The sequence below is a fragment of the Pseudomonas sp. D1-1 genome (assembly GCF_051132225.1).
Taxonomy (GTDB): domain Bacteria; phylum Pseudomonadota; class Gammaproteobacteria; order Pseudomonadales; family Pseudomonadaceae; genus Aquipseudomonas.
Map to the genome: position 1 here is coordinate 4,750,098 of NZ_CP071676.1, position 26,509 is coordinate 4,776,606.

Annotated in this window: 24 protein-coding genes; 4 read left to right on the plus strand and 20 right to left on the minus strand. The window is 61.2% G+C overall.

Features of this window, described 5'->3' with window-relative positions; genetic code table 11:
- Positions 1 to 85: 85 nt before the first annotated feature.
- Positions 86 to 583: a tRNA adenosine(34) deaminase TadA gene (tadA, locus tag J3P86_RS21335; RefSeq protein WP_434698787.1), complete on the minus strand. Its 498-nt coding sequence runs from the start codon at positions 581 to 583 to the stop codon at positions 86 to 88.
- Positions 583 to 1,959, minus strand: a complete 1,377-nt coding sequence (locus tag J3P86_RS21340) for a multicopper oxidase family protein (RefSeq protein WP_434698788.1) — start codon at positions 1,957 to 1,959, stop codon at positions 583 to 585. Before J3P86_RS21340 ends, tadA begins: the two co-directional genes overlap by 1 nt.
- Positions 1,960 to 2,199: 240 nt before the next feature.
- On the opposite strand from J3P86_RS21340, the gene J3P86_RS21345 reads away from it, so the two are divergent.
- Complete coding sequence (locus tag J3P86_RS21345; protein WP_434601760.1) at positions 2,200 to 2,934, plus strand: hypothetical protein; 735 nt, start codon at positions 2,200 to 2,202, stop codon at positions 2,932 to 2,934.
- 54 nt (positions 2,935 to 2,988) lie between these two features.
- Here the strand turns inward: J3P86_RS21345 and J3P86_RS21350 are convergent, their stop codons facing one another.
- The 12 genes from J3P86_RS21350 to J3P86_RS21405 all read right to left on the minus strand — a co-directional run bounded on the left by J3P86_RS21350 (position 2,989) and on the right by J3P86_RS21405 (position 15,596).
- A complete protein-coding gene (locus J3P86_RS21350; RefSeq protein ID WP_434700673.1) occupies positions 2,989 to 3,060 on the minus strand; it encodes a hypothetical protein in 72 nt (23 codons plus the stop codon).
- Positions 3,061 to 3,681: 621 nt separating this feature from the next.
- Positions 3,682 to 5,295, minus strand: coding sequence for a Fic family protein (locus J3P86_RS21355; RefSeq protein WP_434698789.1), 1,614 nt, complete (start codon positions 5,293 to 5,295; stop codon positions 3,682 to 3,684).
- Positions 5,296 to 5,547: 252 nt separating this feature from the next.
- Positions 5,548 to 7,125: a glutamine-hydrolyzing GMP synthase gene (gene guaA, locus J3P86_RS21360; protein WP_434698790.1), complete on the minus strand. Its 1,578-nt coding sequence runs from the start codon at positions 7,123 to 7,125 to the stop codon at positions 5,548 to 5,550.
- Positions 7,126 to 7,204: 79 nt separating this feature from the next.
- Positions 7,205 to 8,674 (minus strand): IMP dehydrogenase, encoded by a 1,470-nt coding sequence (guaB, locus tag J3P86_RS21365; RefSeq protein ID WP_305499015.1) that lies wholly within the window; start codon positions 8,672 to 8,674, stop codon positions 7,205 to 7,207.
- 241 nt (positions 8,675 to 8,915) lie between these two features.
- Positions 8,916 to 9,464: a sugar ABC transporter ATPase gene (locus J3P86_RS21370; RefSeq protein WP_305499014.1), complete on the minus strand. Its 549-nt coding sequence runs from the start codon at positions 9,462 to 9,464 to the stop codon at positions 8,916 to 8,918.
- Between the two features lie 69 nt (positions 9,465 to 9,533).
- Positions 9,534 to 10,301, minus strand: a complete 768-nt coding sequence (locus tag J3P86_RS21375) for a sulfite exporter TauE/SafE family protein (RefSeq protein WP_434698791.1) — start codon at positions 10,299 to 10,301, stop codon at positions 9,534 to 9,536.
- Positions 10,302 to 10,431: 130 nt separating this feature from the next.
- A complete protein-coding gene (gene cyoD / locus J3P86_RS21380; protein ID WP_434628574.1) occupies positions 10,432 to 10,761 on the minus strand; it encodes a cytochrome o ubiquinol oxidase subunit IV in 330 nt (109 codons plus the stop codon).
- Entirely contained in the window at positions 10,762 to 11,376 is a 615-nt protein-coding gene (gene cyoC, locus J3P86_RS21385; protein ID WP_434571996.1) for a cytochrome o ubiquinol oxidase subunit III, read from the minus strand.
- Between the two features lie 3 nt (positions 11,377 to 11,379).
- Complete coding sequence (gene cyoB / locus J3P86_RS21390; RefSeq protein WP_434698792.1) at positions 11,380 to 13,353, minus strand: cytochrome o ubiquinol oxidase subunit I; 1,974 nt, start codon at positions 13,351 to 13,353, stop codon at positions 11,380 to 11,382.
- A 3-nt stretch (positions 13,354 to 13,356) separates the two neighbouring features.
- Positions 13,357 to 14,289 carry a ubiquinol oxidase subunit II gene (gene cyoA, locus J3P86_RS21395; protein WP_434628568.1) on the minus strand — a complete coding sequence of 311 codons (933 nt, stop codon included), beginning with the start codon at positions 14,287 to 14,289 and terminating at the stop codon, positions 13,357 to 13,359.
- Between the two features lie 13 nt (positions 14,290 to 14,302).
- Positions 14,303 to 14,545: a YdcH family protein gene (locus tag J3P86_RS21400; protein WP_434601768.1), complete on the minus strand. Its 243-nt coding sequence runs from the start codon at positions 14,543 to 14,545 to the stop codon at positions 14,303 to 14,305.
- A gap of 163 nt (positions 14,546 to 14,708) precedes the next feature.
- Complete coding sequence (locus tag J3P86_RS21405; protein WP_434628565.1) at positions 14,709 to 15,596, minus strand: MBL fold metallo-hydrolase; 888 nt, start codon at positions 15,594 to 15,596, stop codon at positions 14,709 to 14,711.
- 207 nt (positions 15,597 to 15,803) lie between these two features.
- On the opposite strand from J3P86_RS21405, the gene xseA reads away from it, so the two are divergent.
- The 3 genes from xseA to leuA all read left to right on the plus strand — a co-directional run bounded on the left by xseA (position 15,804) and on the right by leuA (position 20,134).
- Positions 15,804 to 17,183: an exodeoxyribonuclease VII large subunit gene (xseA, locus tag J3P86_RS21410; RefSeq protein ID WP_434698793.1), complete on the plus strand. Its 1,380-nt coding sequence runs from the start codon at positions 15,804 to 15,806 to the stop codon at positions 17,181 to 17,183.
- 3 nt (positions 17,184 to 17,186) lie between these two features.
- A complete protein-coding gene (locus J3P86_RS21415; RefSeq protein WP_434698794.1) occupies positions 17,187 to 18,008 on the plus strand; it encodes a peptidoglycan DD-metalloendopeptidase family protein in 822 nt (273 codons plus the stop codon).
- Between the two features lie 446 nt (positions 18,009 to 18,454).
- A complete protein-coding gene (gene leuA / locus J3P86_RS21420) occupies positions 18,455 to 20,134 on the plus strand; it encodes a 2-isopropylmalate synthase (protein ID WP_305499003.1) in 1,680 nt (559 codons plus the stop codon).
- A 182-nt stretch (positions 20,135 to 20,316) separates the two neighbouring features.
- Here leuA and J3P86_RS21425 read toward each other — a convergent pair whose 3' ends face one another.
- The 6 genes from J3P86_RS21425 to J3P86_RS21450 form a co-directional block, all read right to left on the minus strand.
- Positions 20,317 to 20,739 carry a hypothetical protein gene (locus tag J3P86_RS21425; protein WP_434698795.1) on the minus strand — a complete coding sequence of 141 codons (423 nt, stop codon included), beginning with the start codon at positions 20,737 to 20,739 and terminating at the stop codon, positions 20,317 to 20,319.
- A gap of 64 nt (positions 20,740 to 20,803) precedes the next feature.
- Positions 20,804 to 21,598 carry an amidohydrolase gene (locus tag J3P86_RS21430; protein ID WP_434628556.1) on the minus strand — a complete coding sequence of 265 codons (795 nt, stop codon included), beginning with the start codon at positions 21,596 to 21,598 and terminating at the stop codon, positions 20,804 to 20,806.
- Positions 21,586 to 22,734: a pyridoxal phosphate-dependent aminotransferase gene (locus J3P86_RS21435; RefSeq protein ID WP_434698796.1), complete on the minus strand. Its 1,149-nt coding sequence runs from the start codon at positions 22,732 to 22,734 to the stop codon at positions 21,586 to 21,588. Before J3P86_RS21435 ends, J3P86_RS21430 begins: the two co-directional genes overlap by 13 nt.
- Positions 22,735 to 23,014: 280 nt before the next feature.
- The gene (gene der, locus J3P86_RS21440; RefSeq protein WP_434571979.1) at positions 23,015 to 24,487 is read right to left on the minus strand and encodes a ribosome biogenesis GTPase Der; all 1,473 of its coding nucleotides are present in this window, start codon (positions 24,485 to 24,487) and stop codon (positions 23,015 to 23,017) included.
- A 200-nt stretch (positions 24,488 to 24,687) separates the two neighbouring features.
- Positions 24,688 to 25,839 carry an outer membrane protein assembly factor BamB gene (gene bamB / locus J3P86_RS21445; RefSeq protein WP_434571977.1) on the minus strand — a complete coding sequence of 384 codons (1,152 nt, stop codon included), beginning with the start codon at positions 25,837 to 25,839 and terminating at the stop codon, positions 24,688 to 24,690.
- On the minus strand, positions 25,832 to 26,473 hold the full coding sequence (locus J3P86_RS21450) for a YfgM family protein (RefSeq protein WP_434571975.1): 642 nt from the start codon (positions 26,471 to 26,473) through the stop codon (positions 25,832 to 25,834). Before J3P86_RS21450 ends, bamB begins: the two co-directional genes overlap by 8 nt.
- Positions 26,474 to 26,509: the final 36 nt, after the last annotated feature.

Consider the following 26,509-nt stretch of genomic DNA (forward strand, 5'->3'; position numbering starts at 1 on the left):
CTCGCGATGACGGCGGCACATCCAACATGAGTGCAAGCTGACCCAGCGCCATCGCGAGCAAGCTCGCTCCCACAGGGGGCAGTGTTCAGTCTGAAGGCTTTGCTCGCCTGGCCTTGAAAAACTCGCTCAACACCGCGCTGCATTCCTCAGCCAACACCCCGCCCTCGAACATCACCCGATGATTCAAAAAGCCTTGGCTGAAAAACTGCCCTTGGCTCTGCACGATCCCAGCCTTGGGTTCCAGCGCCCCGTAGACGACCCGGGCGATGCGTGAGTGGACGATGAGGCCGGCGCACATGCTGCACGGTTCCAGCGTCACATACAGCGTGCTGCCAGGCAGGCGATAGTTGCTCACCGCCTGGGCAGCGGCGCGGATGGCGACCATCTCCGCGTGGGCGCTGGGGTCGTGGCCACTGATCGGGCAGTTGAAGCCACGCCCAATGATCTCACCATCCTGCACCAGCACCGCGCCCACCGGGACTTCGCCCAGCGTGGCGCCTTGGGCGGCGAGAGCCAGGGCTTCACGCATGAAATCCTGGTCGCGGCTGCGGTCGATGATCCGCGCGGGACGAATCTGGCGCATCACGCCACCTCGATGGCGGCCATCAGGCCGGTTTCCATGTGATCGATCACATGGCAGTGGAACATCCACACGCCGGGGTTATCCGCCACCAGCGCCACCTGTGCCCGCTCGTTCTTGCCCAGCAGGTAGGTATCGGTGAAATACGGAATGACCTTGTGCCGGTTCGACGCAATGACCTTGAAGCTCATGCCGTGCAGATGGATCGGGTGCTGGTACTGGGTCATGTTCTTCAATTCGAATATATAGCTCTGGCCTTTCTTCAGCGTGGCAATCGGCCGATCGGCGCAGGTCTTGTCGGTGATATCCCAGGCCTTGCCATTGATTTGCCACAGGCTCGGCGGCTTGCCATTGTCGACATTGACCGAGACCGAACCGACCCATTCGAAATTGAAGTTGAGTTTCTGCGCATTGGCCAGGTCCGGCTCGGCCACCGGGTTAGGCGGCAGCGCCGGCGGCCACTGGGTCGGTGCGTCATTGTTGGGCACCGAACGCAGCGTCCCCAGGCGCACCGGGCCATTGCGCAACGACAACTCTTCACCGGCCGGCGGCGCCTTGATCGCCAGGCAGATGCGCATACCCGGGCCCAGCCAGTACTCCTTGCCCAACGGGCGCGGCGCGACGGGATTGCCGTCGAGCGCATAGATCTGCGCCTCGACGCCGGGGATATTGATGCGGTAAGTCAGCGTGTTGTCGAGGTTGAGCAACCGCACCCGGGTAATCTGCCCGGCCGGCAAATCAATCACCGCCTGGGGCAAGCCGTTGATCGTCGACAGCCGCCCGGCGGTGCCGCCACGCGCCGCCTCGCGAGGGATGCTGAACGCGACGAACTCGCCCTGCTCGTCCACATGCCAACTCTTGAGGCTCAACGTCTGCTCGTATTTGAAGCCGGTAGGCTCACGCTCTTCGATGATCAGCGGCCCCACCAGCCCGCGTCCGAGCTCCTCGCTGCTGTTGACGTGCGGGTGATACCAATAGCTGCCGGCGTCCGGCACGCGGAATTTGTAATCGAAGTACTCGCCTGGCAACACCGGCAGTTGCGAGACATACGGTACGCCGTCCATCTCCAGTGGCAAGCGGATGCCGTGCCAGTGAATGGTCGTCGCGACCGGCAAATGGTTGATGAATCGCACCCGCAACCACTCGCCCTGGCGCACCCGCAATTCGGTGCCCGGCGCTGACGGACCAAAGGCCCAGGCCTGGGTCTTGTGCCCGGCCACCAGTTCCACATCCAGCGGCGCCGCGATCAGTTCATAGTCGTGACCGGCCTCGGCATCGGCCATCTTGCCCAACCAATACCGCGACGCGCCTCCCGCACCTACGCCAACGACAACAAGACCGGCCAGGCCACCGAGTATTTGGCGACGGGTAAAGGACATGAACGCGACTACCTCTTGAATCTGGGACGGGCCGGTGGGGCCCGGAAAAGGCGAATACGATACACCTGCAATTGAGAAATATTAAGTGAAGGATTGTCGCGGGGCGCGCTCGGGCGATGAACCCCTTTTTCAAACTTGATGTCCAGGCAATGGATTTGTGTTGCTTCGTCCCACCGGAAAATGTTCGGATACCGGTCTAAGCGGGACCGCACGGTATCTTTCATACAAAGGGATTTATTCATGAGCAAAATTGGCGCTTGCATCACTCTGTCTGCAACCCTGGCATTTGCCGTATCCACAGCTTTCGCGGCGGTTCCCACCGATATTTCGGGTGTCGCCCTTGGCTCGACTCTGGAAGAAGCCAAAGATGCGATCATGAAAGCCAACCAGGCCTATACGATCAGCCCGCTGAAAACTGTCGATGGCACCGAGGCCGGCGTGACAGCCGTGACCAACAAGACTCTTGCCCAAGCCGACCAGTTTGCCGCGCTTCAAGACGATGCTGGCAAGGTATGGTTTGTCGGGCATATGAAGCACTACGAAGAAGGGTCGCGTATCCCACTCGACAATCTGGTGGCATCGCTGACCGAAAAATTCGGCCCGACCTCGTTCCGCAATTCCCAGATGGGAGAAGTCATGTACTGGGAGTTTGACCGAAACGGCAAGCTGTATAAGGGTGTAGACCAAGTCTTTAACGACCGTGGCATTGGTCCTTGCGCGCAGGTGCACTTTAGCAATATGCACATTCCTGGCGTTTCCTTCCCTGCACCACAAAACTTCCCATCCGAGTGCAGCCTTCTGATCATGGCTTATTCACAACCTGATCAGGACAAGATGGTGCGTGAGTTCTCTCTGAGCGTAACCGATGTCAAAAGCATGTATGACCAGTTGAATGCCAAAGAGACGCAAGCAAAGGCGGAACAGGCCAGGAAACTGGAGGAAGAAAAATCCAAGGCGGCCAAACCGAACATCTGACCCCTCAAATGCAAAAGGCCCGCATCACCCGGGCCTTTGCTTTTTTGCTAGCGACTACCGCTCAAAACATTCCCAGTCAATCGTCGTCGGCGGCTTGCTCGACACGTCGTATCTCACGCGAGACACGCCTTCGATTCGTTGACGAGTTCAGGACTGTCTCCCAACCAAAGCCTCCAGTTCTTTGAAAGCCATGCCAGGCATTCACCGGCCTTCTTTCGCCACGCTGACCTGCAACGCCACCTAGGCCACATCCAATATGTTCCCGGTAGGCGGACAGTTGCCTCTGGCCTGCAGCCGATCAACACGATGCGCAGAGGGCGACTCCTTGAATGTCAAAAAATGGCGGGCTCCTTTCCGCGATCCGTGATCGACCGTCTCGATATCGCATCCGACACCGGGATATGTCTGCCATTCGTGATGGACATACAGGAGAGGCGCGTGATTTGGGCCGATCTGGGGCTCACGTCATCGCCGCGGTGGAACAACGTTCAGAACAACCTGAGTGGGATATCGTTGATGCTGCGGGCTTTGGTGCATACACCACGTCCGGATTTGGAGACGCTGTTCGATTTACATGCACGAGCCCGAGGAGAACGGGTGGCTTCGCCACAACAGGCACAGGCGGTATTTGCGCCTCATCAAGGGGTAACTCCGTTCGATACGGACTTGATTCGATCACAATTTCTCTAATAGCTAAGCCAGCCGTTGCCATCCAATCCAGGCGTAACGAACTTCGCATGAAGGGCTTCAGCGGTCGACGGGCTTCCCCGGACGATATCGGTCAATCATAGCACCCCCCGCTCCGCCGTCCTCCGCAAACGCCCGCGAGACGGCGTCAACGATTTCAGCCCACACCCCGACCTGTTGCAGGACAGGCATTTCCTTGGCAAGCACATTGCTCAACTCGCCGCGATTCTGCTCGATTGAGCGCAGCACTCGATCCGCCTGGTGATCGGGCATCTCGACCACCTCCTTCAGCACCGCCCGCGCCCGCGCGTGGCTGCGCAGATAACGAGACTCTTCGCGCATCTGCTCAGTCAACGTCCGGCCAATGATATTGGCCAGAAACACGGTATGAGGTCCGAGATCCGGATAACGCCACAGCGGTCGGGCCTGGTCAGCGCCCTGAAAAGAGAAGTTCGACACCACACCATCTGGATAGGTGGCCTGCATGGGCTCGAAGACTACTCGCTCGCGTACAGCCTGCATGAGCGGCTTGGACACCTGGTCCAGCACCCGGTCGTAGCTGCGGCGCTCGCCCACGTCATCTGTAATGACCGCTGAGATCGGCAGAATTACCGGATCCGGAATCGCGCCGTCGCGTCGCAGTACGTCGTTGACCAAAAACCGGTGCATACGACCGTTGCCGTCAGCGAGCGGGTGTATATAGACGAAACCAAAGGCTGCGATTGCGCTGCGCATTACCGGCGACTGGCCCTGCGTCCTCTCGAGGAACACTCCCAGCCCTTCAAGCATCGCGTCGATTTCATCGGCCGCCGGGGCGACGTAATGAACGACCTCCTCGTAGCGCACCGTTTCGCCGACGAAAACCGGAGACTGACGCACGCCGAAGTGGGTGATCGTCGTCCGATCACCGAGAATTTCCTGCTGCAACTCTGCCAGCGCGGCATTGCTCAATGGGACCGCACCTTGCCCTGTACGACGCGCCATTACGTCGGCAAAGCGTTGCACCCGCCCTACCCGGTCGGCCTCGCCTTCGATGGCGAAGCTGGCCTTGCTCTCGCGTAGCGTCATCCAGACCGCCGACCGCAACAACAGATCCTCGCCGAACTCATCTGTCAATTCACCGAACAGGCGTGGAACGTCCAGTTCGACCGCACGCATTACCGCCTCGGTCTTGACCACGCAAGGACAGAATTTGCGCGTGCCGGGCAGGTTGTCATTTACCCGCCAGCGCTGCACCTTGACCACTCGGTCGCGGGATGCCGACACCAGCTTGGCCTCGTCAATGGCATCGACATAATTGCCGCCTAAGCGCTCGGGCACGACCAGAGCGTCTCCGGTCAGCCATTCATATAGAAACGCAGCACGACGCGCGTACTGCCCAGTAGGCTCGACCGTAACCCAGTCCTGGACGAAAACAGGCCCGGTCTTCTCGAACAGACGGGCAAGGAACTCCAGATGCGGGACTTCATGGCGCAGATGGAACTGCAGATGTGCAGCAATCTCCGCATCCGGGCGCATCGCCTCGGTGTAGGTCTCCAGACGAAAGCCATCGGTGACTTGAGTTGCGCGTCGCCCGCCTACTTGACTCATCACTGGCAATCGCCCCAAAGGCTGCACATCATAGATTTGGGCCAGCCAGGCGGCGCCTATCGCGTCTGCGGGCAAACCGGTCATATAGGGCCTCCGCGGACAAGTTGAGTTTTAGGGGCTAAAAAATGATGTCGTGCCGCCTGATCTGGTCAGCTAACGATTAAGATGGGATAAAAACGATTAGATAACAAGAGCTGTGCGCAAAAACGATTATTTCAACAACCGGCTCGTCAGAGCTAAGAAAGAGGCTGAACCCGCCCCTTTCTCCCTCCGATCACAAAATCGACGTTGCATCGATTTCAGGACAACAGGGGGGTTACCCCTGTTGAGGTTCGGTTATTCCCACTCGATCGTCGCCGGCGGCTTGCTCGACACGTCATACGTGACGCGGGAGATGTCTTCGATTTCGTTGATGATCCGCCCGGACACGGTTTCCAGCAGTTCGTACGGCAGGTGTGCCCAGCGAGCGGTCATGAAGTCGATGGTTTCCACGGCACGCAGGGCCACGACCCAGGCGTAGCGACGGCCATCGCCGACCACGCCGACCGATTTCACCGGCTGGAATACCACGAATGCCTGGCTGACCTTGTGGTACCAGTCGGCCTTGCGCAGTTCTTCGATGAAGATGTGGTCGGCGCGACGCAGCAGGTCGGCGTATTCCTTCTTCACTTCGCCGAGGATCCGCACGCCCAGGCCCGGGCCGGGGAATGGGTGACGGTAGACCATGTCGTAGGGCAGGCCCAGTTCCAGGCCGAGGCGACGCACTTCGTCCTTGAACAGTTCGCGCAGCGGCTCGACCAGTTTCAGGTTCATCTCTTCCGGCAGGCCACCGACGTTGTGGTGGGACTTGATCACGTGGGCCTTGCCGCTCTTGGCGCCGGCCGACTCGATCACGTCGGGGTAGATGGTGCCCTGGGCCAGGTACTTGATGTTGTCCAGCTTGCAGGATTCGGCATCGAACACGTCGATGAAGGTGCGACCGATGATCTTGCGCTTCTTCTCCGGGTCGGACTCGCCGGCCAGGTTGTTCAGGAACTGCTCTTCGGCGTTGGCGCGGATCACCTTGACGCCCATGTTCTCGGCGAACATGGCCATCACTTGCTCGCCTTCGTGCAGGCGCAGCAGACCGTTGTCGACAAAGACGCAGGTCAGCTGGTCGCCGATGGCCTTGTGCAGCAGCGCGGCAACCACCGAGGAATCGACACCGCCGGACAGGCCGAGCAATACGTTGTCGGTGCCGACCTGGGCGCGAACCTGGGCGATGGCATCTTCAGCGATCTTGGAAGGCGTCCACAGGGCTTCGCATTCGCAGATGTCGAGGATGAAGCGCGACAGGATGCGGCCGCCCTGCTTGGTGTGGGTCACTTCCGGGTGGAACTGTACGCCGTAGTAGCGGCGATCGTCGTTGAACATGCCGGCGATCGGGCAGCTCGGGGTGCTGGCGAGGATGTGGAAGTCTTCCGGCATCTTCGTGACCTTGTCACCGTGGCTCATCCACACGTCGAGGCCGAACAGGCCGTCGGCGTCGATGTGGTCTTCGATGCCGTCCAGCAGGCGGCTCTTGCCGACCACGTCGACACGGGCATAACCGAACTCACGCAGGTCGGAACCTTCGACCTTGCCGCCCAGTTGCTCAGCCATGGTCTGCATGCCGTAGCAGATGCCGAAGACCGGTACGCCGAGGTCGAACACCGCTTGCGGGCAGCGCGGGCTGTCGGCTTCGTGCACGGACTCGGGGCCGCCGGCGAGGATGACGCCTTTGGGAGCGAACTCGCGAATCGCTTCTTCATCCATGTCGAACGGATGCAGCTCGCAGTACACGCCGATCTCACGCACGCGGCGGGCGATCAGCTGGGTGTACTGGGAACCGAAGTCGAGGATCAGGATGCGGTGAGCGTGAATGTCGAGGGCCATGACTCATTCTCATGTAGTGAATCAGAAACAACTCGGGGCTGAATGAACAGCCCCGGTGATTAACGTTTTGCTGGAAGCCTTAACCTACACGGTAGTTCGGCGCTTCCTTGGTGATCTGTACGTCGTGGACATGGGACTCGGCCATGCCGGCGCCGGTGATGCGCACGAATTCCGGCTTGGTGCGCATCTCTTCGATGTCCGCGCTGCCGGTGTAGCCCATGGAAGAACGCAGGCCGCCCATCAGTTGATGGATGATCGCGCTCAGGGTGCCCTTGTACGGCACGCGACCTTCGATGCCTTCCGGCACCAGCTTCTCGGCACCCGCGGAGGAGTCCTGGAAGTAACGGTCGGAAGAGCCCTGGGCCTGGGACATGGCGCCCAGCGACCCCATGCCGCGATAAGCCTTGTAGCTACGGCCCTGGAACAGTTCGATCTCGCCCGGCGCCTCTTCGGTACCGGCGAACATCGAACCCATCATCACGCAGTAGGCACCGGCGACGATGGCCTTGGACAGGTCACCGGAGAAGCGGATACCGCCGTCGGCGATCAGCGGCACGCCAGTGCCTTCAAGGGCGGCGGCGACGTTGGCGATGGCGCTGATCTGCGGCACGCCGACACCGGCAACGATGCGGGTGGTGCAGATCGAGCCAGGGCCGATACCGACCTTGACCGCGTCGGCGCCAGCTTCGGCCAGGGCCTTGGCGGCTTCGCCGGTGGCGATGTTGCCGCCGATCACCTGGACGTCAGGGAAGTTCTGCTTGACCCAGCGAACGCGGTCGATCACGCCTTTGGAATGACCGTGGGCAGTGTCGACCACCACCACGTCAACGCCGGCATTGACCAGGGCGGCGACGCGATCGCCGGTGTCCTTGCCGGTGCCGACCGCCGCGCCAACGCGCAGACGACCCTGGTCGTCCTTGCTCGCCAGCGGATAAGCCTTGGCTTTTTCGATATCGTTGACGGTCATCATGCCTTTGAGGGCGAACTTGTCGTCGACGATCAGCACGCGCTCGATGCGGTGCTTGTGCAGCAATTCGCGGACTTCGTCCTTGCTGGTGCCTTCCTTGACCGTGACCAGACGCTCTTTCGGAGTCATCACCTGGCGAACGCTGGCGTCCAGGCGATTCTCGAAACGCACGTCACGGGAGGTGACGATGCCGACCAGGTCGCCATCGTGCAGCACCGGAACGCCGGAGATGTTGTGCATGCGGGTCAGTTCGAACAGATCCCGGACCGTGGCGTCAGCCTCGATGGTGATCGGATCCTTGACCACGCCAGCCTCGAACCGCTTGACCTTGCGCACTTCGGCGGCCTGCTGTTCGATGGTCATGTTCTTGTGAATGATACCGATACCGCCTTCCTGGGCCATGGCAATGGCCAGACGGGCTTCGGTCACGGTGTCCATGGCGGCGGAAACCAGCGGGATATTCAGTTCGATGCCACGGGTGAGACGGGTTTTGAGACTGACTTCGTTAGGCAGTACCTCGGAATAACCGGGCACTAGGAGAATGTCGTCGAAGGTCAGAGCTTCTTGGCTGATACGCAGCATCGCGGGGGCTCCCGAGCGGGAAAATGGAAGCGCGCCATTATACTCATGGACCCCGTCTGGCTCAATGTAAAACTCTGTCTATTATTGGCGGGGTGATTGAGGGGCTGAAACACGGCCTGATCATCAACACATTCCCTGTGGGAGCGAGCTTGCTCGCGATAGCGGTGGATCAGCCAACTCACTATTGAATGTGCCGCCTTCGCGAGCAGGCTCGCTCCCACATGGGTTACTGCGTTTGCCCTTACAACTCCACCCTCACCCAACTCACCGGCTGGTCCAGCCAATCGGCGAACTCATCGATGAACTCCTGCCTGAACCCCGCCTCCAGCCAGTTGTTGAAGATGAAACCCAGGTTGGAGAAGGCGCAGGGTTGCAGGAACAGGAACCCGTTGATGTCATCCTCATGCCCGCACTCAGGGCAGGTGAAGTTGTCGGTGCGACCCGGCATCCACTCCTCCAGGCTTTCGAACAGCGCTTCGCCAATTTCCTTGCGGCACTCGGCGCAGCCGGCCTCTTCAAGAAAGCCCTTGGCCGGCGTGTAGATGCAGCGCTTGGTGATGATCTCCAGGCCGTTGACCGGCTCGCCGAACGGCAACGCGTCGGGATGCAGGACCACCTGGCGGGCGCCGGGGGCGATGGCGTGGGCCATGCGATTGCCAGTGCGACCGCAAGTGGTCAATTGCTCTTCGACGATGTTCTTGCGCACCAGCCAGCGCACGATCGCCCGAGCCCGGGGCTCGTGAACCGGCAAGGTGGAAATTTTCGGGACGATGATGCTTTGCGAATTCATGGCGAGGCCTGGCTGTTTCCCTGGCGGGTCTTATAAAAGGCCGGCAGCTTAATCCCTGGCCCGGCCAGGTCAAGCACTCAGATAGCGCCCGATCAATGCCAGGCCGCTGGCGAGCACCAGCCAGGTGACCAGTCGTACAAACGCCTCTCGCGACATCTTCATGGTCAAGCGGCGCCCAACCCACAGCCCTAGCGCCATGGCCGGCAACAAACACAGCGCCAGTACCAGCAAGGGTAGCTCGGCATACACCCCGGCGACGATGAACAGACTCAAGCGCACCACCGTGCTGCAACTGATCAGCGCACTCTGGGTCGCCCGGGCCGCCTCCTTGGATAACCGGCTATTCAAATAAATGGCATATAAAAAGCCGCCGCTGCCAAACAGCGCGCCGAACATTCCGCCGACCGTGCCCATCGGCAGCGCCCACAGCACCGACAGCTGCGTCGGTCGGGTCTTTATCCACAGGCTGTAGATCGCATAGGCGCTGATGAACAGGCCCATCAACAACAGCAACAGGTCGGATTTGAGGTTGAGCAGGAAAATCACCCCGAGGGTGCAACCCACCGCCATGCATGGCAACAATCGCAGCAACTCGGGCCGGGCGACGTCCCGACGCGATGGCAACAAGTTGCCGAATGCCGCGACAAAATCCAGCAGCACCAGCAGCGGGATGATTTTCGCCAGTGGCATGTACAGCAGCAGGATCGGCGCGGCCACCAGCGCCGTGCCGAACCCGGCGATGCCGAACACGATGTAGGCCAGGGTAATGGCCAGCCCGATCACCAGCCATTGCGTGGGGGCGAAAGCCCATTCACCCAACCACGAGAAAAGATCCATCCGGCACGTCCTTGTCGAGAGCACCGGCGACTTTAGCCAGATTTATTGCGGCATATCCACTACTACCGTAGTGCGCCATCGCGACCACATGGCTTGCCGCAGGCGCCCGCGTGCTAGATGCCCCCTGCGCTCAATGCGCCAACATGTTGTGATGCACGCTGTACATGATCCACAGCGACAGCCCCACCAACAGCGCAATCACCACGGTCGAGAACACCAGGGCCGTCAGGTTCCAGCGTTGTTGCGGTGAGAAGTTCAGGTGCAGGAAATAGATCAGGTGCACAACGATCTGGATCACCGCAAAAATCGCCACGATCCCGGCCGTCAAGGGCTTGGGCAATGTGGGATACATCACCAGGGCGAACGGGATAACGGTGAGGATGACCGACAGAACGAACCCGGTGAGGTAGGATTTTGCGCTGCCGTGGCTGGCATCGACGCTGCTCTGATGACTGCTCATTTACATCACTCCAAACAGATAGACCACGGTAAACACACAGATCCAGACCACGTCGAGGAAGTGCCAGAACAGGCTCAGGCAGCCCAGGCGGGTGGCGTTGACGGTGGTCAGGCCATTGCGTTGCACCTGGAACATCAGCACGGCCATCCACAGCAGCCCCGTGGCGACGTGCAGGCCGTGAGTGCCCACCAGCGTGAAGAAGCCGGTGAGAAAGGCGCTGCGGTTGGGGCCGTAGCCTTCGGCGATGAGTTTCTGGAACTCATGGATTTCCATGCCGATGAACGCCAACCCGAGGACGAAGGTCAGGCCGAGCCAGGCCAATACCTTCTGCTTGTTCCCGGCGCTCAGCGCGAGCATGGCGAAGCCGTAGGTGATGCTGCTGAACAGCAGGATGAAAGTTTCCGTGAGGACGTAGGGCAATTCGAAGATATCGGCGGCGCCGGGCCCGCCGGCGACGCTCTGGCCGAGTACCGCATAGGTCGCGAATAACGTCGCGAACAGAATGCAGTCGGTCATCAGGTAGATCCAGAACCCGAACAGGGTCATGGAGCTTGCGTCCGAGTGACCGTGTTCGGATTCCGGCGCGGTGGCGTGTGGCTGAACGAGATTGGACATGGATCAAGCCTCCGCCAGTGCCTTGATACGTTGGTTTTCGATGCGCGCTACCTCTTCGGCGGGCACGTAGTAATCGATGTCGTCATCGGCGCTGCGCCAGATCACCCCACCAATGGTCGCAACCAGCCCGACGATGGCCAGCCACCAGATATGCCAGACCAGGGCGAAGCACATGATCAGGCTGAACAGGCTGATGACCAGGCCCATCGCGGTGTTGCGCGGCATGTGGATGGCTTGGAAATCGGCTTCGACGGCGGTCTTCTGGCCGCGTTCCTTCATGCCCCAGTAGGCGTCGATGCCCTCCACCACCGGTTGTTGGGCGAAGTTGTAGAGCGGCGGCGGCGAGGCGGTGGACCATTCCAGGGTGCGACCGTCCCACGGATCGCCTGTCAGGTCACGGTTCTGGTGACGCTGGCGAATGCTGAAATAGAACTGCAGGATCTGGCAGACCACGCCGCAGAGGATGATGCCGACGCCGAGCAACTCCAGCTCCAGCCAGGGCCGCCATTCGGGTACGTCGAAATGGTTGAGGCGCCGGGTCATGCCCATGAAGCCAAGGAAGTAGGACGGCATGAAGGCGAAGTAGAAGCCGATGATCCAGCACCAGAACGCCGCCCGGCCCAGGCGATCGTGAAGCTTGAAGCCGAACGCCTTGGGGAACCAGTAAGTCAGTCCACACAGGTAGCCGAACACGGCGCCGCCGATGATCACGTTATGAAAGTGCGCGATCAGAAACAGGCTGTTGTGCAGCAGGAAATCCGCCCCGGGCACCGCCAGCAGCACCCCGGTCATGCCGCCGATGCTGAAAGTGACGATGAAGCCGACGGTCCACAGCATCGGCGTTTCGAAGCGCACGCGCCCCCGATACATAGTGAACAGCCAGGTGAATATCTTCACCCCGGTGGGCACGGCGATGATCATGGTCATGATGCCGAAGAACGCGTTGACGCTCGCCCCCGAACCCATGGTGAAGAAGTGGTGCACCCAGACGATGAAGGACAGGATGGTGATGACAATCGTCGCCCACACCAGCGAGTGATAACCGAACAGGCGCTTGCGGCTGAATGTGGAAGCTACCTCGGAGAAAATACCGAACGCCGGCAGGATCAGGATGTACACCTCCGGATGGCCCCAGGCCCAGATGAGGTTGACGTACATCATCGGGTTGCCGCCCAGCTCGTTGGTGAAAAAGTGCATGTCCAGATAGCGGTCGAGGCTGAGCATGAACAGCGTCGCGGTGAGGATCGGGAATGACGCCAGGATCAGCACAGCCGTGCACAGTACCGTCCAGGTAAACACCGGCATGCGGAAGAGGGTCATGCCCGGCGTACGCATTTTCAGGATGGTGACGAAGAAATTTACCCCGGTGAGCAACGTCCCGACGCCGGATATCTGCAATGACCATATGTAGTAGTCCACCCCGACCCCGGGGCTATAGGACAACCCGGATAACGGCGGATAGGCGACCCAACCGGTGCGCGCAAACTCGCCGACCGCCAGGGAAACATTCACCAGCATCGCGCCGGCCACGAACAGCCAGAAACTCAACGCGTTGAGGAACGGGAACGCCACGTCCCGGGCGCCAATCTGCAACGGCACGACGATGTTCATCAAGCCCACCACCAGCGGCATCGCCATGAAAAAAATCATGATCACGCCGTGGGCAGTGAATATCTGGTCGTAGTGTTCCGGCGGCAGGTAACCGGGCGAGCCGTCGGACGCCATGGCCTGTTGCGTGCGCATCATGATCGCGTCGGAGAAACCGCGCAGCAGCATCACCAGCGCCACGACGATGTACATCACGCCGATGCGTTTGTGGTCCACCGAGGTAAACCACTCTTTCCACAGATAGGTCCATTTGCGGTAGTAGGTGATGGCACCCATGCCGGCCAAGACGACCAGTCCCACCACCGCCAGCGTCCACATGATGATCGGCTCATCCGTCGGGATCGCCTCAAGCGTCAGTTTTCCAAACATGTCCTACTCCTGCGCTGATCTTTGAGTCCCGACGGGAGACCCGATGCTGCCCTGCATGTCGTGCATGCGATGCTCGACTTCACGGGAACGATTCATGCCTTCGTATTTGTCGATGATGCTCTGGAACAAGTCCGGCTGGACCGATGCGTAATGTTCAACCGGGTGCTTGAACGTCGGCTTGGCAAGTCGGGCATAACTGTCCTTGTCCAACCGTCCTTGCCCCGCCCGCACGTCGGCGACCCACTTGTCGAAGCCCGCCGCATCGGTGGCGAGGGTCCGGAAATGCATGTCGGAGAAACCCGGGCCGTTGTAGTTGGCGGCGATGCCCCGGTACTCCCCGGCCTCGTTGGCGATCAGGTGCAGTTGGGTCTGCATGCCGGCCATGGCATAGATCTGCCCGCCCAGCGCCGGAATGAAAAACGAGGTCATGGCGCCGTCCGAGGTCACGCGAAAATTCACCGGTGTGTCCAGTGGCATGGCCAGTTCGTTGACCGAGGCAATGCCCAGCTCCGGATAGATGAACAGCCATTTCCAGTCGGTCGCGATGACCTGCACCACCAGCGGCTTGACGTCCGAATCCAGCGGTCGGTACGGATCCAGCGCATGGGTCGACTTCCAGGTAACCACGCCGAGAATGATGATGATCACCAACGGGACGCCCCAGACCACCGTTTCGATCTTGCGTGAATGGGCCCACTCCGGCGTGTACTTGGCCTTGGTGTTGGAGGCGCGGTACTTCACGGAAAAGACCAACGCCATGACGATGACCGGCACCACCACCAGCAACATCAACAGCGTCGAGAGAATGATCAAGTTGCGTTGGTCAACGCCGACCTGTCCCTTGGGATTGAACAACACCATGTCGCAACCGCCGAGCAACAGCATCCCGCCGACCAGCAACAACCTTGATAAATGCCAAGGCAGTCGAGTTCGCATGTCTACGCTTCGCTTATTGAGTGGCTGTCAGTTGCTGAGCGATCTTGTCTTTTATCGACAGACGCTGTTCCTTGAGTCTGCGGATGTCATCATCCTCGACGTTGCCCGCCGATATCGATTCGGCGGCCAGGACCTGGTTATCCACGTCCGTGTATTCGTCCAGCAGCCGAGCAAGTTCCGGGTCTTGCTGGCGACGCTGTTGGACCGTCTCTTTGCTGCAATTCAAATCTTGGTAGAGATCATGAGAAGCAGGCATGGCCTTCTCCTTTAGCAGTGTTGTTGGGTACACGATTTTTAGAATTGCCCCCTCCGGCTAAGTTGAGAGAAACATCCGGAAACGGTGACGAACGGCACTGCCGACAAAAAAAAAGCCCACGAGACGTGGGCAAAAGGGAAAGCTGTTTTTTCGCCTGGGCGGCTCAGGAAGATTGTCTGCCGGCGGCCGGCGACATGGCGGTGGAATCCACCCGCACCGTGTGCGCCTGGTTTACGGCCCGCTCCCATTCCCTGGCATCGTGACTGCAGAAAATCTCGACGTGCCCGTTCTGGACTTGCGCCAACTCGCGAAGGCGATCCTGGTTGCGCATCCGTGCCGAACGGTAGGTGTCCATCATGTATTGGTAGAACCTCAGCCCCGGTGGGCAATGGCGCTCGGGTTGATGGACCTCGTCATGGAAAAAATAGGCATCACCGGCGTGCAGCAGCCAACCGTCCGGAGTGCGCAGCGCGATCCCGGCATGTCCGGCGGTGTGTCCCTGAAGCGGCACCAGGAAAATGTCCTCTTCCTCGGCGCCGATCAGTGCGCGCACCGAATCGAAGCCGAACCAGGTATCGCCTTCGGGGGCATAGAACTCCCAGCTATCGACGCCCTGCCACTGCCGCGCCTGGAACCGTCGTCGACTTATCCAGGTGTCGGCGCTGCGGGCCGTCGCCATCTCGTCGCGCATTACATGCACCCGGGCCTGGGGAAAATCCTGGAGCCCGCCGGCGTGATCGAAATCCAGGTGCGTCAGCAGGATGTGCCGTACATCGTTGGCCTCGAAACCCAATCGCCGCACCTGCTCCAAAGCCGTGAGGCGATGCTCGAACTGGATGTTGTTGAACACTCGAAAGAATCGGCTCAGCCGTTGCGGCGTCTGCACATCCCGCTGGCCAAACCCGGTGTCCACCAGGACCAGGCCGTTGGTGTCGGTTTCAACCAGCAGGCAATGACACACCAGGCACGCCGTCAGCCCCCGGCTGTAACCATCGAATAGCGCCCCGCCTACCGGGCACATGCATCCGCAGTTCAGGTGATGGATACGCATGGATGGCCTCCTTTCGCGGGGATATTTGTCTCTTGAAATCGACTGGAAGCAGGCGCGGTGAATTCCGCGCAGGCGACGGGCGGCGCAACACATAAGCGGTGGAAACGGGCTCGCTCGAAGCAGGCGACTCCGCTTGACTGGAGGTACGCAGGAGGAAATTTCTACATACATGGAGATTCGCAAGCGAATCCCCTTATCATGCCGCCCATGATTAAAGATCCCTTTGCCCGACTGGGCCTGGACCGCGAGGTCCTGACTGTCAGCCAGCTCAACGGCCGTGCGCGGGTGTTGCTCGAAGACGTGTTCAGCAACATCTGGGTCGAGGGCGAGATTTCCAACCTCGCCCGCCCCGCCTCCGGCCACGTGTATTTCACGCTCAAGGACAGCGGCGCCCAGGTGCGTTGCGCGCTGTTCCGACAGAACGCCGCTCGGGTGCGCCAGGCATTGAAAGACGGGCTGGCGGTGAAGGTACGCGGCAAGGTCTCGCTGTTCGAGGGCCGTGGCGACTATCAACTGATCCTCGACACCGTGGAGCCGGCCGGCGATGGTGCCCTGCGCCTGGCGTTCGACGCCCTGAAGGAAAAGCTCAGCGCCGAAGGCCTTTTCAGTGCCGAGCGCAAGGTACCGCTGCCGGCCCATCCGCAACGCATCGGCATCATCAGTTCGCCCACCGGCGCGGTGATCCGCGACATCATCAGCGTGTTCCGTCGCCGCGCGCCGCAGATTTCCCTGACCTTGATTCCGACAGCCGTGCAGGGCCGTGAAGCCACCGCACAGATCGTCCGCGCGCTGAAACTGGCCGATGCCCGAGGCTTCGATGCGCTGATCCTGGCCCGGGGCGGCGGTTCGCTGGAAGACCTGTGGTGCTTCAACGAAGAAGCCGTGGCTCGTGCGGTAGACGCCTGCGTCACGCCCATCGTCAGCGCGGTAGGCCATGAGACCGACGTCTCCATCAGCGATTTCGTCGCCGATGTGCGCGCCCCGACTCCGTCCGCCGCCGCCGAACTGCTCGCACCGGACGCCGGCGACCTGGTGCGCCGGGTCGAAAGCCTGCACCGGCGCCTGGTGATGCGCATGCGCGACCGCCTGATGCGCGACCAGTTGCGCCTCGAAGGCCTCATTCGCCGCCTGCGTCACCCCGGTGAACGCCTGCGCCAGCAAGCCCAGCGCCTCGACGACCTGGACATGCGCATGCGCCGGGCCTTCGAACGCAGCCTCAATACCCGCCGCGAACGCCTGATTCGCCTGGAAACCCGCCTGGCCGGGCAACATCCGGGCCGTCAGCTGGCCATGTTGCGCCATCGCCTCGACAGCCTCGCCGAACGCCTGCCCCGAGCCATGCGCGAAGGCCTGAAAACCCGCCGCGTACAGTTGCACAACCAGATGCAGACGCTGCACATCGTCAGCCCACTGGCGACCCTTGGCCGTGGCTACAGCATCCTGCTCGACGAACGCGGCCATGCGATCCGCAACGCCGGACAAACCCGCACCGGCCAGCGCCTGACCGCCAGGCTCGGCGAAGGGGAACTGCTGGTGCGGGTCGAAGACAATCACCTGACACCGGTCACCCTTTCTCTACTGGATTGATTCATGCCGCGATTTCTCGCTCCACTGCTCTTGCTGTGCATCGCCGCCAACGCCCAGGCTGACAGCTACATCACTCGCCTGCTGAACAAGCCGGTGCCCGGCGGCGTGGCCGTGGTGGATCTGGGCAGCGCGGCCCAGGCGCCGAAAGCCACGTACCAGGGCAAACCGGTGCTGGTGGTCAAGGAACAGCAGAACTGGCTGGCAATTGTCGGCATTCCGCTGACCGTCCAACCCGGCACCCAGCAGATCAGCAGTGGTGGCGCCACCCAGCCCTTCGTGGTTGGCTACAAGAAATACCCCGAGCAGCACATCACCCTGAAAAACAAGCGCCAGGTCAATCCGGACCCTGCGGATCTGAAGCGCATCGAGGGCGAGCTTGCGGTGCAGTTGAAGGCCTACCGCAGCTTCAGCCCCAACATCCCCAGCAACCTGCTGCTGGACAAACCGGTGAACGGCCCGCTGTCGAGCAAGTTCGGGGTGCGCCGCTTTTTCAACGGCGAAGAGCGCAACCCTCATTCCGGCCTGGACTTCGCCGTGCCCGCCGGCACGCCGATCAAGACCCCGGCCGCCGGCAAGGTGATCCTCACCGGCAACTACTTTTTCAATGGCAACACCGTGTTCGTCGACCATGGCCAAGGCTTCATCAGCATGTTCTGCCACATGTCGAAGATCGACGTGAAGGTCGGCCAGCAACTGGCGCGCGGCACCGTGGTCGGCAAGGTTGGCGCCACCGGCCGCGCAACCGGGCCGCACATGCACTGGAACATCAGCCTGAATGATGCGCGGGTGGATCCGGCGATCTTTATCGGGGCGTTTCAGCCCTGAGTAATTGCGGTGCGGCTACTGGCCTCTTCGCGGGCAGGCTCGCTCCCACAGGGATCCGCGTCGCGCTACGGACCTGATGTGGGAGCGAGCCTGCTCGCGAAGACGGCAGTCGTATCGCCCCCACCTCAGAAATTGCCAAGCTCAAAACATCAACGCAATTTCCATAATATTTAATCGAGAAACCAGCGATAAAATCTCGCAAACCCACCCAAAAACAGAACTTCTCCCAATTTTTCCCGACTGCTTGCAACCCCCCGGCCACGCGGTTAGGGTTGAGGGCATGAAAACCTCTCACACCCTCATTCAGCTTCGCCAGCACCGCAGCCTGTGCCTCGTCAGCGCACGACTGCCGGGCTGAATCGCGGCACCTCGTCCAGGCGTGAAGCCAACCCGTTCGAACCACCGGCAGGCCGCCTCTTTCCGGCCACGACAATAAGGATTTCCCCATGAGCATGCTCAAAGACCCGTCTTCGAAGTACCGCGCCTTCCCGACCATCAACCTGCCGGATCGCACCTGGCCGTCGAAGACCATCACCGCCGCGCCGATCTGGTGCAGTTCCGACCTGCGTGACGGCAACCAGTCGCTGATCGAGCCGATGGATGCGGCCAAGAAGCTGCGCTTCTGGAAAACCCTCGTTGCAGTGGGCGTGAAGGAAATCGAAGCATCGTTCCCGGCCGCTTCGCAGACTGACTTCGACTTTGTGCGCACCCTCATCGAAGAAGGCCACATCCCGGACGACACCACCATCCAGGTGCTGACCCAGGCCCGTGAAGACCTGATCGCTCGCACCTTCGAGTCCCTGCGTGGCGCGAAGAAAGCCATCGTCCACCTGTATAACGCCACCTGCCCGTCGTTCCGCCGCATCGTGTTCAACCAGGACAAGGAAGGCGTGAAGGAAATCGCCGTGAACGCGGCCAAGCTGTTCGTCAAATACGCCGCCCAGCAGCCGGAAACCCAATGGCAGTTCGAGTACTCGCCAGAAACCTTCAGCGCGACCGAGCTGGAGTTCGCCAAGGAAGTCTGCGATGCGGTGATCGAAGTGTGGAACCCGACGCCTGAGCGCAAGGTGATCCTCAACCTGCCGGCCACCGTCGAAGTCGCCACTCCGAACATCTACGCCGACCAGATCGAGTGGTTCCACCGCAACATCACCCGGCGTGACAGCGTGCTCATCAGCCTGCACACCCACAACGACCGTGGCACCGGCGTGGCCGCCACCGAGCTGGGCCTGATGGCCGGCGCCGACCGTGTCGAAGGCTGCCTGTTCGGCAACGGCGAGCGCACCGGCAACGTCGACCTGGTGACCGTGGCGCTGAACCTCTACACCCAGGGCATCGACCCTGAGCTGGACTTCTCCGACATCGACGGCGTGCGCAAGGTCGTCGAGGAATGCAACCAGATCCCGGTCCACCCACGTCACCCGTATGTCGGCGACCTGGTCCACACCGCGTTCTCCGGCTCGCACCAGGACGCAATCCGCAAGGGCTTCGCCCAGCAGAAACCGGATACCCTGTGGGAAGTACCGTACCTGCCGATCGACCCGGCCGACATCGGCCGCAGCTACGAAGCGGTGATCCGCGTGAACAGCCAGTCGGGCAAGGGCGGCATCGCCTACCTCCTGGAGCAGGAATACGGCATCAGCCTGCCGCGCCGCATGCAGATCGAGTTCAGCCAGGTGGTACAGCGTGAAACCGATCGCCTGGGCCTGGAAATGACTGCCCAGCAGATCCACGCCCTGCTTCAGCGCGAATATCTGCAAGCCAACACTCCGTACGCGCTGGTCAGCCATCGCCTGCAGGAAGAGAACGGCAACAGCGCCGTGGAAGTGGAAGTCGCCAGCAAGGGCCAGGGCGAGACCAACCTGCACTGGCGTGGCCGAGGCAACGGCGCGCTGGAAGCGCTGGTGGCCGGGCTGCCGATTCCGGTGGAAATCATGGACTACAACGAACACGCCATCGGCGCCGGCACCAACGCCAAGGCTGCGGCGTACATCGAACTGCGCGTCAACGGCGAACGTGCGGTGCATGGCGTGGGCATCGATGAAAACATCACCACGGCGAGCTTCAAGGCGCTGTTCAGCGCACTGAACCGCTCGCTGAGCCAGCCGGAAGCCAAGGCGGCTTGATCGGTCGCTGAAAAACAAAAGGCCCCGGGGTGTGAATCTCGGGGCCTTTTGTTTGGCTGGTGGTTTGTGCTGTCTGTCAGGGCCTCATCGCGAGCAAGCTCGCTCCCACAATAGTCGGCGTTATGCAAAACAATGTGGGAGCGAGCTTGCTCGCGATAGCGGCCTAACAGGCAACACAAATATCAGGCATGGGTATCGATCGAAACCGTCATCGCCTGCAGCAGCGCGGCCTGCAAAGTCTGCAAAGTCGCCTGGGTCCCCATGATCTGGGTCTGGATCGCCATGGCCTGCTGGGCTTTCTGCTCCTCATTGGCTCGGCTTTTCTGCACGCGGGCCAATTGGGCCTGCTGGTCGGCCAGCAACTTTTCGGTCCGCTCGATCTGCTTCTTCAGCTGCTCGATGATATTGCTGCCGTTGCTGCCGCCAACACCGGCGATATTTGCGCCGCTGGTGTCGACTTTCAGTTCTTTGTCCTTGTCCTTCTCTTCGCCGGTGTCAGGCGATACCACCGGACTGACGGCTTTCTCTTCCTCGGCGCCCCTGATGGAGACTTTGGGGGCCGACAGCGGATAAGGGTTTACGGTCGTTGCGCTGATACTGGTCATGGGGACTCCTCCTTGGCTGACCTGTTATCGGCGTGCAATACCATTCCTTGAGGGCTGAATCGTTTCAATAGATGAATTCGAAGCGATCAGCGTCCAGGTTCGCCGGAAAGCGTGTGCGATACGCCGCCAGGTCCGCCGCGCTCAGGCACACCGTGAACACGCCGTCGGCGTCGCCGGCACTGAGCAGCGTCTCGCCCTGAAAGTCCAGCACCTGACTGTCTCCGGTATAAGCGAAGCCCTTGCCGTCGGTGCCGATCCGGTTCACCGCCGCCACATAGCAGAGATTTTCGATGGCCCGTGCCGGCAGCAGCCGGTTCCAGTGCTGACGCCGGGCGCCCGGCCAGTTGGCGGTGTATAGCAACAGGTCGGTGTCCTCGGCATCGCGACTCCAAGCCGGGAAGCGCAGGTCGTAGCAGATCAGCGGCCGAATCCGCCAGCCCTTGAGCTCGAACAACACCTGCTGGTCACCCGGTGTGTAATGGTTGTGCTCGCCGGCCATGCGAAACAGATGACGCTTGTCGTAATGCAGCACCTCGCCATCCGGACGCGCCCACAGCAAGCGATTGCGATGGCTGCCGTCGGCGGCCTGGATGATCACGCTGCCGGTGATCACGGCGTCCAGCTTTGCCGCCTGGGCCTTGAGCCACTGGCTGGCGGGGCCGTTCTCCGGCTCGGCCAGGGCCTCGGACTCCATGGAAAAACCGGTGGTGAACATTTCCGGCAGGATGATCAGGTCCGCCCCGCGCGCCTGTTCGAGCAGCGCGTCAAAATGTTCCAGGTTGGCCCCGCGGTCATGCCAGGCCAGCGTAGTCTGGATCAAGGCAATGTTCAGATTGGGCAACGCGCTCAGATCACGCATAGTTTTTCCGCCGCTTCGCGCAGCGTCTCCTCGCGTTTGGCAAAACACAGGCGCACCAGGCGCTGGCCCTGCGGCGGGTTCTGGTAGAACACCGAGATCGGAATGGTCGCCACGCCGTGTTCGCGGGTCATCCAGAGCGCCATGTCGACGTCATTGAGGTCCGGGCGGATCTGCGAATAATCCACCAACTGGAAATACGTGCCGGCGACACGCTGGAAAGTGAAGCGCGACGGCGCCAGCAGATCGCAGAACAGGTCGCGCTTGGCCTGATAGAAATCCGGCAGTTCATCGACATGCTCCGGATGCTCGGCCATGTAGTCGGCCAACGCGTATTGCAACGGTGTCACCCCGCAGAAACTGACGTACTGGTGCACCTTGCGCAGCTCCGCCGTCAGGGCCGCTGGCGCGACGACGTAGCCGGTTTTCCAGCCCGTGACGTGGTAGGTCTTGCCGAACGAACTGACGACGAAGGCACGGCGATAAAGCTCTTCGTGGGCAAGGACGCTGACATGGGGCACGTCGTCGAATACCAGATGCTCATAAACCTCATCGCTGATCAGGTAGATGTCGCGGTCGCGAATCAACGCCGCCAACTGGTCCAGCTCGGCGCGGCTGATCAATGCGCCGCTGGGGTTGTGCGGCGTGTTGAGGATGATCATTCGCGTGCGCGGACTCAGGGCTTCGCCAAGCTTCTGGAAGTCGATGGCAAAATCATCCAGGCCCAGTTGCACATGTACGCAACGCCCGCCGGCCAGTTGCACGGCAGGTTCGTAGCTGTCGTACGCTGGGTCGAAGACGATCACTTCGTCGCCGCTGTGTACCACCGCCGCGATGGCGCAGAAAATCGCCTGGGTCGCGCCGGGGGTCACGGTGACTTCCTGATCGGCGTCGACGCTGGCGCCATAGCTGCGGGCGATCTTTGCCGCGATCTGCTGGCGCAGGGCTGGCAGGCCGGTCATCGGCGAATATTGATTGTGGCCTTGGGCGATATGCCGGCCCACTGCATCGCGCAGGGCCTGCGGGCCATCGAAATCGGGAAAGCCCTGGGACAGGTTCAGCGCACCGGTCTGCGCGGCAAGCTGGGACATCTGGGTAAAAATGGTGATGCCGACATTCGGCAACTTGCTGGTGATCATCGAGGGTTCCCTGGGTCTGCACCCGGCTCTGGCGCGGCGCGGGAGAGGTCGAGGATAGCCCAATCGCCGGGCATGAAAAAGGGTGCCCCGTGGGCACCCTCTTCAATGCATCTCGTCACAGAACCAGTGGCGAGGGGATTTATCCCCGGTGGGTTGCGCAGCAACCCTAAACCCAACAACTCGGTGTATCAGGCGTATCGAGTTGCCTGTCCTGGGGCTGCTGCGCAGCCCAGCGGGGATAAATCCCCTCGCCACAGGGTTTTGCGTGCTGCATCGCCAATCAGCGCTTGTCGCGGCGCTTCTTGTCGGCCTTCTTGTGGTGCGACATCAAGCGGCGCTTCTTGTTGACCTGGCGGTCGGTGAGCGTGTTCTTGTTGCCTTCGTACGGGTTCTCGCCGCCCTTGAACTCGATGCGGATCGGCGTGCCGACCAGCTTCAGGACGCGACGGTAAGTGTTTTCCAGATAACGAACGTAGGACTTGGGCACCTTCTCGATCTGGTTACCGTGGATCACGATGATCGGTGGGTTGGCACCGCCCAAGTGGGCGTAGCGCAGCTTGATCCGGCGGTTGTTGACCATCGGTGGCGCATGCTCGCCGACCGCGTCTTCGAGAATCTGGGTCAGGCGGTTGGTCGGCCAGCGGGTAACCGCCGACTTGAACGAGTTCTGCACCGAGGCGTAGAGGTTGCCCACGCCGGTACCGTGCAGGGCCGAGATGAAGTGGATGTCGGCAAAGTCGACGAAGAACAGCCGACGCTGCAGTTCGACCTTGACGTAATCGCGCTCGCTCGGCGTCATGCCGTCCCACTTGTTGATCGCGATGACCAGTGCACGACCGGCTTCCAGGGCGAAGCCCAGCAGGTTCAAGTCGTGATCGACCACGCCTTCGCGGGCGTCCATCACGAAGATGACCACGTTGGCGTCTTTGATCGCCTGCAGCGTTTTGACCACGGAGAATTTTTCGACTTCTTCGTGGATCTTGCCGCGCTTGCGCACACCGGCCGTGTCAATCAGCGTGTACTTCTCTTCGTTACGCTCGAAGGGAATGTAGATGCTGTCACGGGTGGTGCCGGGCTGGTCGTAGACGATGACCCGGTCTTCACCGAGCATGCGGTTGACCAGCGTCGACTTGCCGACGTTCGGGCGGCCGATGATAGCGATCTTGATGCCGTCCTTTTCGCTCGGACCCGGAATGCGCTTGGCTTCCTCGCCCTCGGCAACGACTTCTTCCTCGCCCTCTTCCGGCTCGTCTTCATCGTCCTTGGGGAAATCAGCCAGGGCGATTTCCAGCATCTGGGTGATGCCGCGACCGTGGGCACCGGCGATCGGAATCGCCTGGCCCATGCCCAAAGGTGCGAACTCGGCGCGAGCCATGTCCGGGTCGATATTGTCGACCTTGTTGGCGACCACATAGGAACGCTTGTTACGTTTGCGCAAATGCTCGGCGATCATCTGGTCGGCGGCGGTAAAACCGGCCTTGGCGTCTACCAGGAACAGCACCACATCGGCTTCTTCGATGGCGAGCAGCGACTGCTCGGCCATTTTTTCGTCCATGCCGTGTTCATCACCGGAGATGCCACCGGTGTCGACCAGAATATAGGTACGCCCTTGCCACTTGGCCTCACCGTATTGGCGATCACGGGTCAGACCGGACAAGTCGCCGACGATAGCGTCGCGAGTCCTGGTCAGGCGGTTGAACAAGGTGGACTTGCCGACGTTCGGTCGGCCCACCAGGGCGATTACGGGAACCATGCGGCTCTCCACTTCGTTATTTCAGAAAATACAAAAGCCGCTGCGAGGCAGCGGCTGGTGCTCGGGGGCCACCTTGTGGGAGCGAGCCTGCTCGCGAAAGCAGTGGGTCAGTCGACATACAGGCCGCTGGACCAGCGCATTCGCGAGCAGGCTCGCTCCTACAAAGGTGAAGCCGCTTGGGAATTAACCCAAGCATAGTCTTACTTGATGGTCAGGGCTTCCAGTTTGCCGCTGTTGCCATACACATAGATCATGTTTCCCACCACCAGCGGACGGGCACGCAGGCCGTCGCTGTCGATGCGCTCGCGACCGACGAAACGACCGTCAACCTGGCTGAGCAGGTGCAGGTAACCTTCCAGGTCACCCACTGCAACGTAGCTGGAGAACACTTCCGGGGCCGACAGTTGGCGACGGGCCAGGGAGTCGTTGCTCCACAATGCGGTGGTGGAACGCTCGTCAACACCTTCGACGGTGCCCGAGGACAGGCTCACGTAGACGCTACCGAAACCTTGGGCGACACCGGCGTAGCTCGACGCATCGCGCTGCCACAACGGACGGCCGCTTTCCAGGTCCAGCGCCGCAACGCGGCCCTGGTAACTGGCGACGTACAGCGTACCGCCGGACAGCAGCAGGCCGCCGTCGATGTCGACCACACGCTCCAGCTCCGAACGACCTTGCGGGATCGCTACGCGCTGTTCCCAGACCGGTACGCCGTTGGAAATATCCAGGGCCACGACTTTACCGGTCGACAAGCCAGCCACCGCGAGGCGGTTGGTGACGATCGGCGCACTGGTGCCACGCAGGGTCAGTACCGCCGGAGTGCTGTCGTACAACCAGCGCTGGTTGCCGGTGGCGGCATCCAGGCCAATCAGGCGGTCGTCCTGGGTCTGCACCACCACCACGTCACCGTTGGTAGCGGGCGGCGCGAGCACTTCGCTGGTCACGCGGGCGCGCCATCTCTCTTCACCGCTGCTCGCGTCCAGGGCGACGATCTCGCCCTTGAGCGTGCCGATCATGACCAGCCCGTAACCCACGCCAACGGCGCCGGACACAGGCAGCTCAAGATCCTTTTCCCATTTGACGTCGCCGCTCATGCGATCCATGGCCATGACGACGCCAGTCACGTCGCCGGCATAGAGGGTGTCGCCGTCGATGGCCGGCACCAGCATGTTGTAGGTTTCACCCTGGCCGTCACCGATGGAGCGGCTCCATTGCTTCTGCAGCACGACTTCTTCTTTGAAATCGGTCAGTTCGGCCGGAGGCAGTTCTTTCTTGCTGTTGCTGCTGCAACCCGCGGCCAGAATGGCCAGGGCCAGCAATGCTGCATGTTTCCAACGGATCACGTCACGCATCCCCTTTGGCCAGGTCGTCCAGCTTGATTTGCAGGCCACCGACTGCGGCTTCATCCGACAGCGCAGCCTTGGCTTTTTGGTAGGCCGCATGGGCCTCATTGGCACGGCCCAGCTGTACCAGCAGGTCGCCCTTGAGTTCTTCGCGGGTCGCCAGGAACGCCTTGTCGGCGTCGCCGTCGAGCAGCTTCAGCGCGTCTTCGGCCTTGTTCTGTGCTGCCAGCACCTGCGCCAGGCGCTGACGCGCGACTTCGCCCAGGGTCGGGTTGGCCGGTTTGTCGACGATGGCTTTCAGCTCGGTGACCGCGTCGTCCAGCTTGCCGCTGTCGACCGCGACCTTGGCCACGAACAGGCTGCCGTACTGGGCATAGGCGGTGCCGCCGAACTCTTTGTTGAGCTTGCCGGCCAGGTCGGCCACGCGCGCCGCGTCAGGCTTGCCGTCGGGGGTCAGGGTGGTTTCCAGCAGTTGCTGGTAAAGCACCGAGGCACCTTGCGACTGGTTGCTCTGGTATTTCTGGTAGGCCTGCCAGCCGAACACGATGACCAGCGCCAACAGGCCGCCAGTGACCAGCGGCTTGCCGTTGCGCGTCCACCAGTCCTTCAAATCCGCCAGCTGTTCATCTTCGGTACTCGACACCCCAATACTCCTTAATCGCTAAATCGGCTGTTTGAC

Excerpts from the sequence above, each read along its gene's own strand:
- cyoC (WP_434571996.1), bottom strand. The coding sequence starts at position 11,376 with ATGTCCAATCTCGTTCAGCCACACGCCACCGCGCCGGAATCCGAACAC.
- J3P86_RS21430 (WP_434628556.1), bottom strand. The coding sequence starts at position 21,598 with ATGCGTGATCTGAGCGCGTTGCCCAATCTGAACATTGCCTTGATCCAG.
- J3P86_RS21435 (WP_434698796.1), bottom strand. The coding sequence starts at position 22,734 with ATGATCACCAGCAAGTTGCCGAATGTCGGCATCACCATTTTTACCCAG.
- J3P86_RS21400 (WP_434601768.1), bottom strand. The coding sequence starts at position 14,545 with ATGCCTGCTTCTCATGATCTCTACCAAGATTTGAATTGCAGCAAAGAG.
- guaA (WP_434698790.1), bottom strand. The coding sequence starts at position 7,125 with ATGGCCCTCGACATTCACGCTCACCGCATCCTGATCCTCGACTTCGGT.
- J3P86_RS21405 (WP_434628565.1), bottom strand. The coding sequence starts at position 15,596 with ATGCGTATCCATCACCTGAACTGCGGATGCATGTGCCCGGTAGGCGGG.
- bamB (WP_434571977.1), bottom strand. The coding sequence starts at position 25,839 with ATGCGTGACGTGATCCGTTGGAAACATGCAGCATTGCTGGCCCTGGCC.
- cyoD (WP_434628574.1), bottom strand. The coding sequence starts at position 10,761 with ATGAGCAGTCATCAGAGCAGCGTCGATGCCAGCCACGGCAGCGCAAAA.
- J3P86_RS21355 (WP_434698789.1), bottom strand. The coding sequence starts at position 5,295 with ATGACCGGTTTGCCCGCAGACGCGATAGGCGCCGCCTGGCTGGCCCAA.
- J3P86_RS21425 (WP_434698795.1), bottom strand. The coding sequence starts at position 20,739 with ATGACCAGTATCAGCGCAACGACCGTAAACCCTTATCCGCTGTCGGCC.
- J3P86_RS21370 (WP_305499014.1), bottom strand. The coding sequence starts at position 9,464 with ATGAATTCGCAAAGCATCATCGTCCCGAAAATTTCCACCTTGCCGGTT.
- leuA (WP_305499003.1), top strand. The coding sequence starts at position 18,455 with ATGAGCATGCTCAAAGACCCGTCTTCGAAGTACCGCGCCTTCCCGACC.
- der (WP_434571979.1), bottom strand. The coding sequence starts at position 24,487 with ATGGTTCCCGTAATCGCCCTGGTGGGCCGACCGAACGTCGGCAAGTCC.
- cyoB (WP_434698792.1), bottom strand. The coding sequence starts at position 13,353 with ATGTTTGGAAAACTGACGCTTGAGGCGATCCCGACGGATGAGCCGATC.
- cyoA (WP_434628568.1), bottom strand. The coding sequence starts at position 14,289 with ATGCGAACTCGACTGCCTTGGCATTTATCAAGGTTGTTGCTGGTCGGC.
- xseA (WP_434698793.1), top strand. The coding sequence starts at position 15,804 with ATGATTAAAGATCCCTTTGCCCGACTGGGCCTGGACCGCGAGGTCCTG.
- J3P86_RS21415 (WP_434698794.1), top strand. The coding sequence starts at position 17,187 with ATGCCGCGATTTCTCGCTCCACTGCTCTTGCTGTGCATCGCCGCCAAC.
- tadA (WP_434698787.1), bottom strand. The coding sequence starts at position 583 with ATGCGCCAGATTCGTCCCGCGCGGATCATCGACCGCAGCCGCGACCAG.
- guaB (WP_305499015.1), bottom strand. The coding sequence starts at position 8,674 with ATGCTGCGTATCAGCCAAGAAGCTCTGACCTTCGACGACATTCTCCTA.
- J3P86_RS21345 (WP_434601760.1), top strand. The coding sequence starts at position 2,200 with ATGAGCAAAATTGGCGCTTGCATCACTCTGTCTGCAACCCTGGCATTT.
- J3P86_RS21340 (WP_434698788.1), bottom strand. The coding sequence starts at position 1,959 with ATGTCCTTTACCCGTCGCCAAATACTCGGTGGCCTGGCCGGTCTTGTT.
- J3P86_RS21375 (WP_434698791.1), bottom strand. The coding sequence starts at position 10,301 with ATGGATCTTTTCTCGTGGTTGGGTGAATGGGCTTTCGCCCCCACGCAA.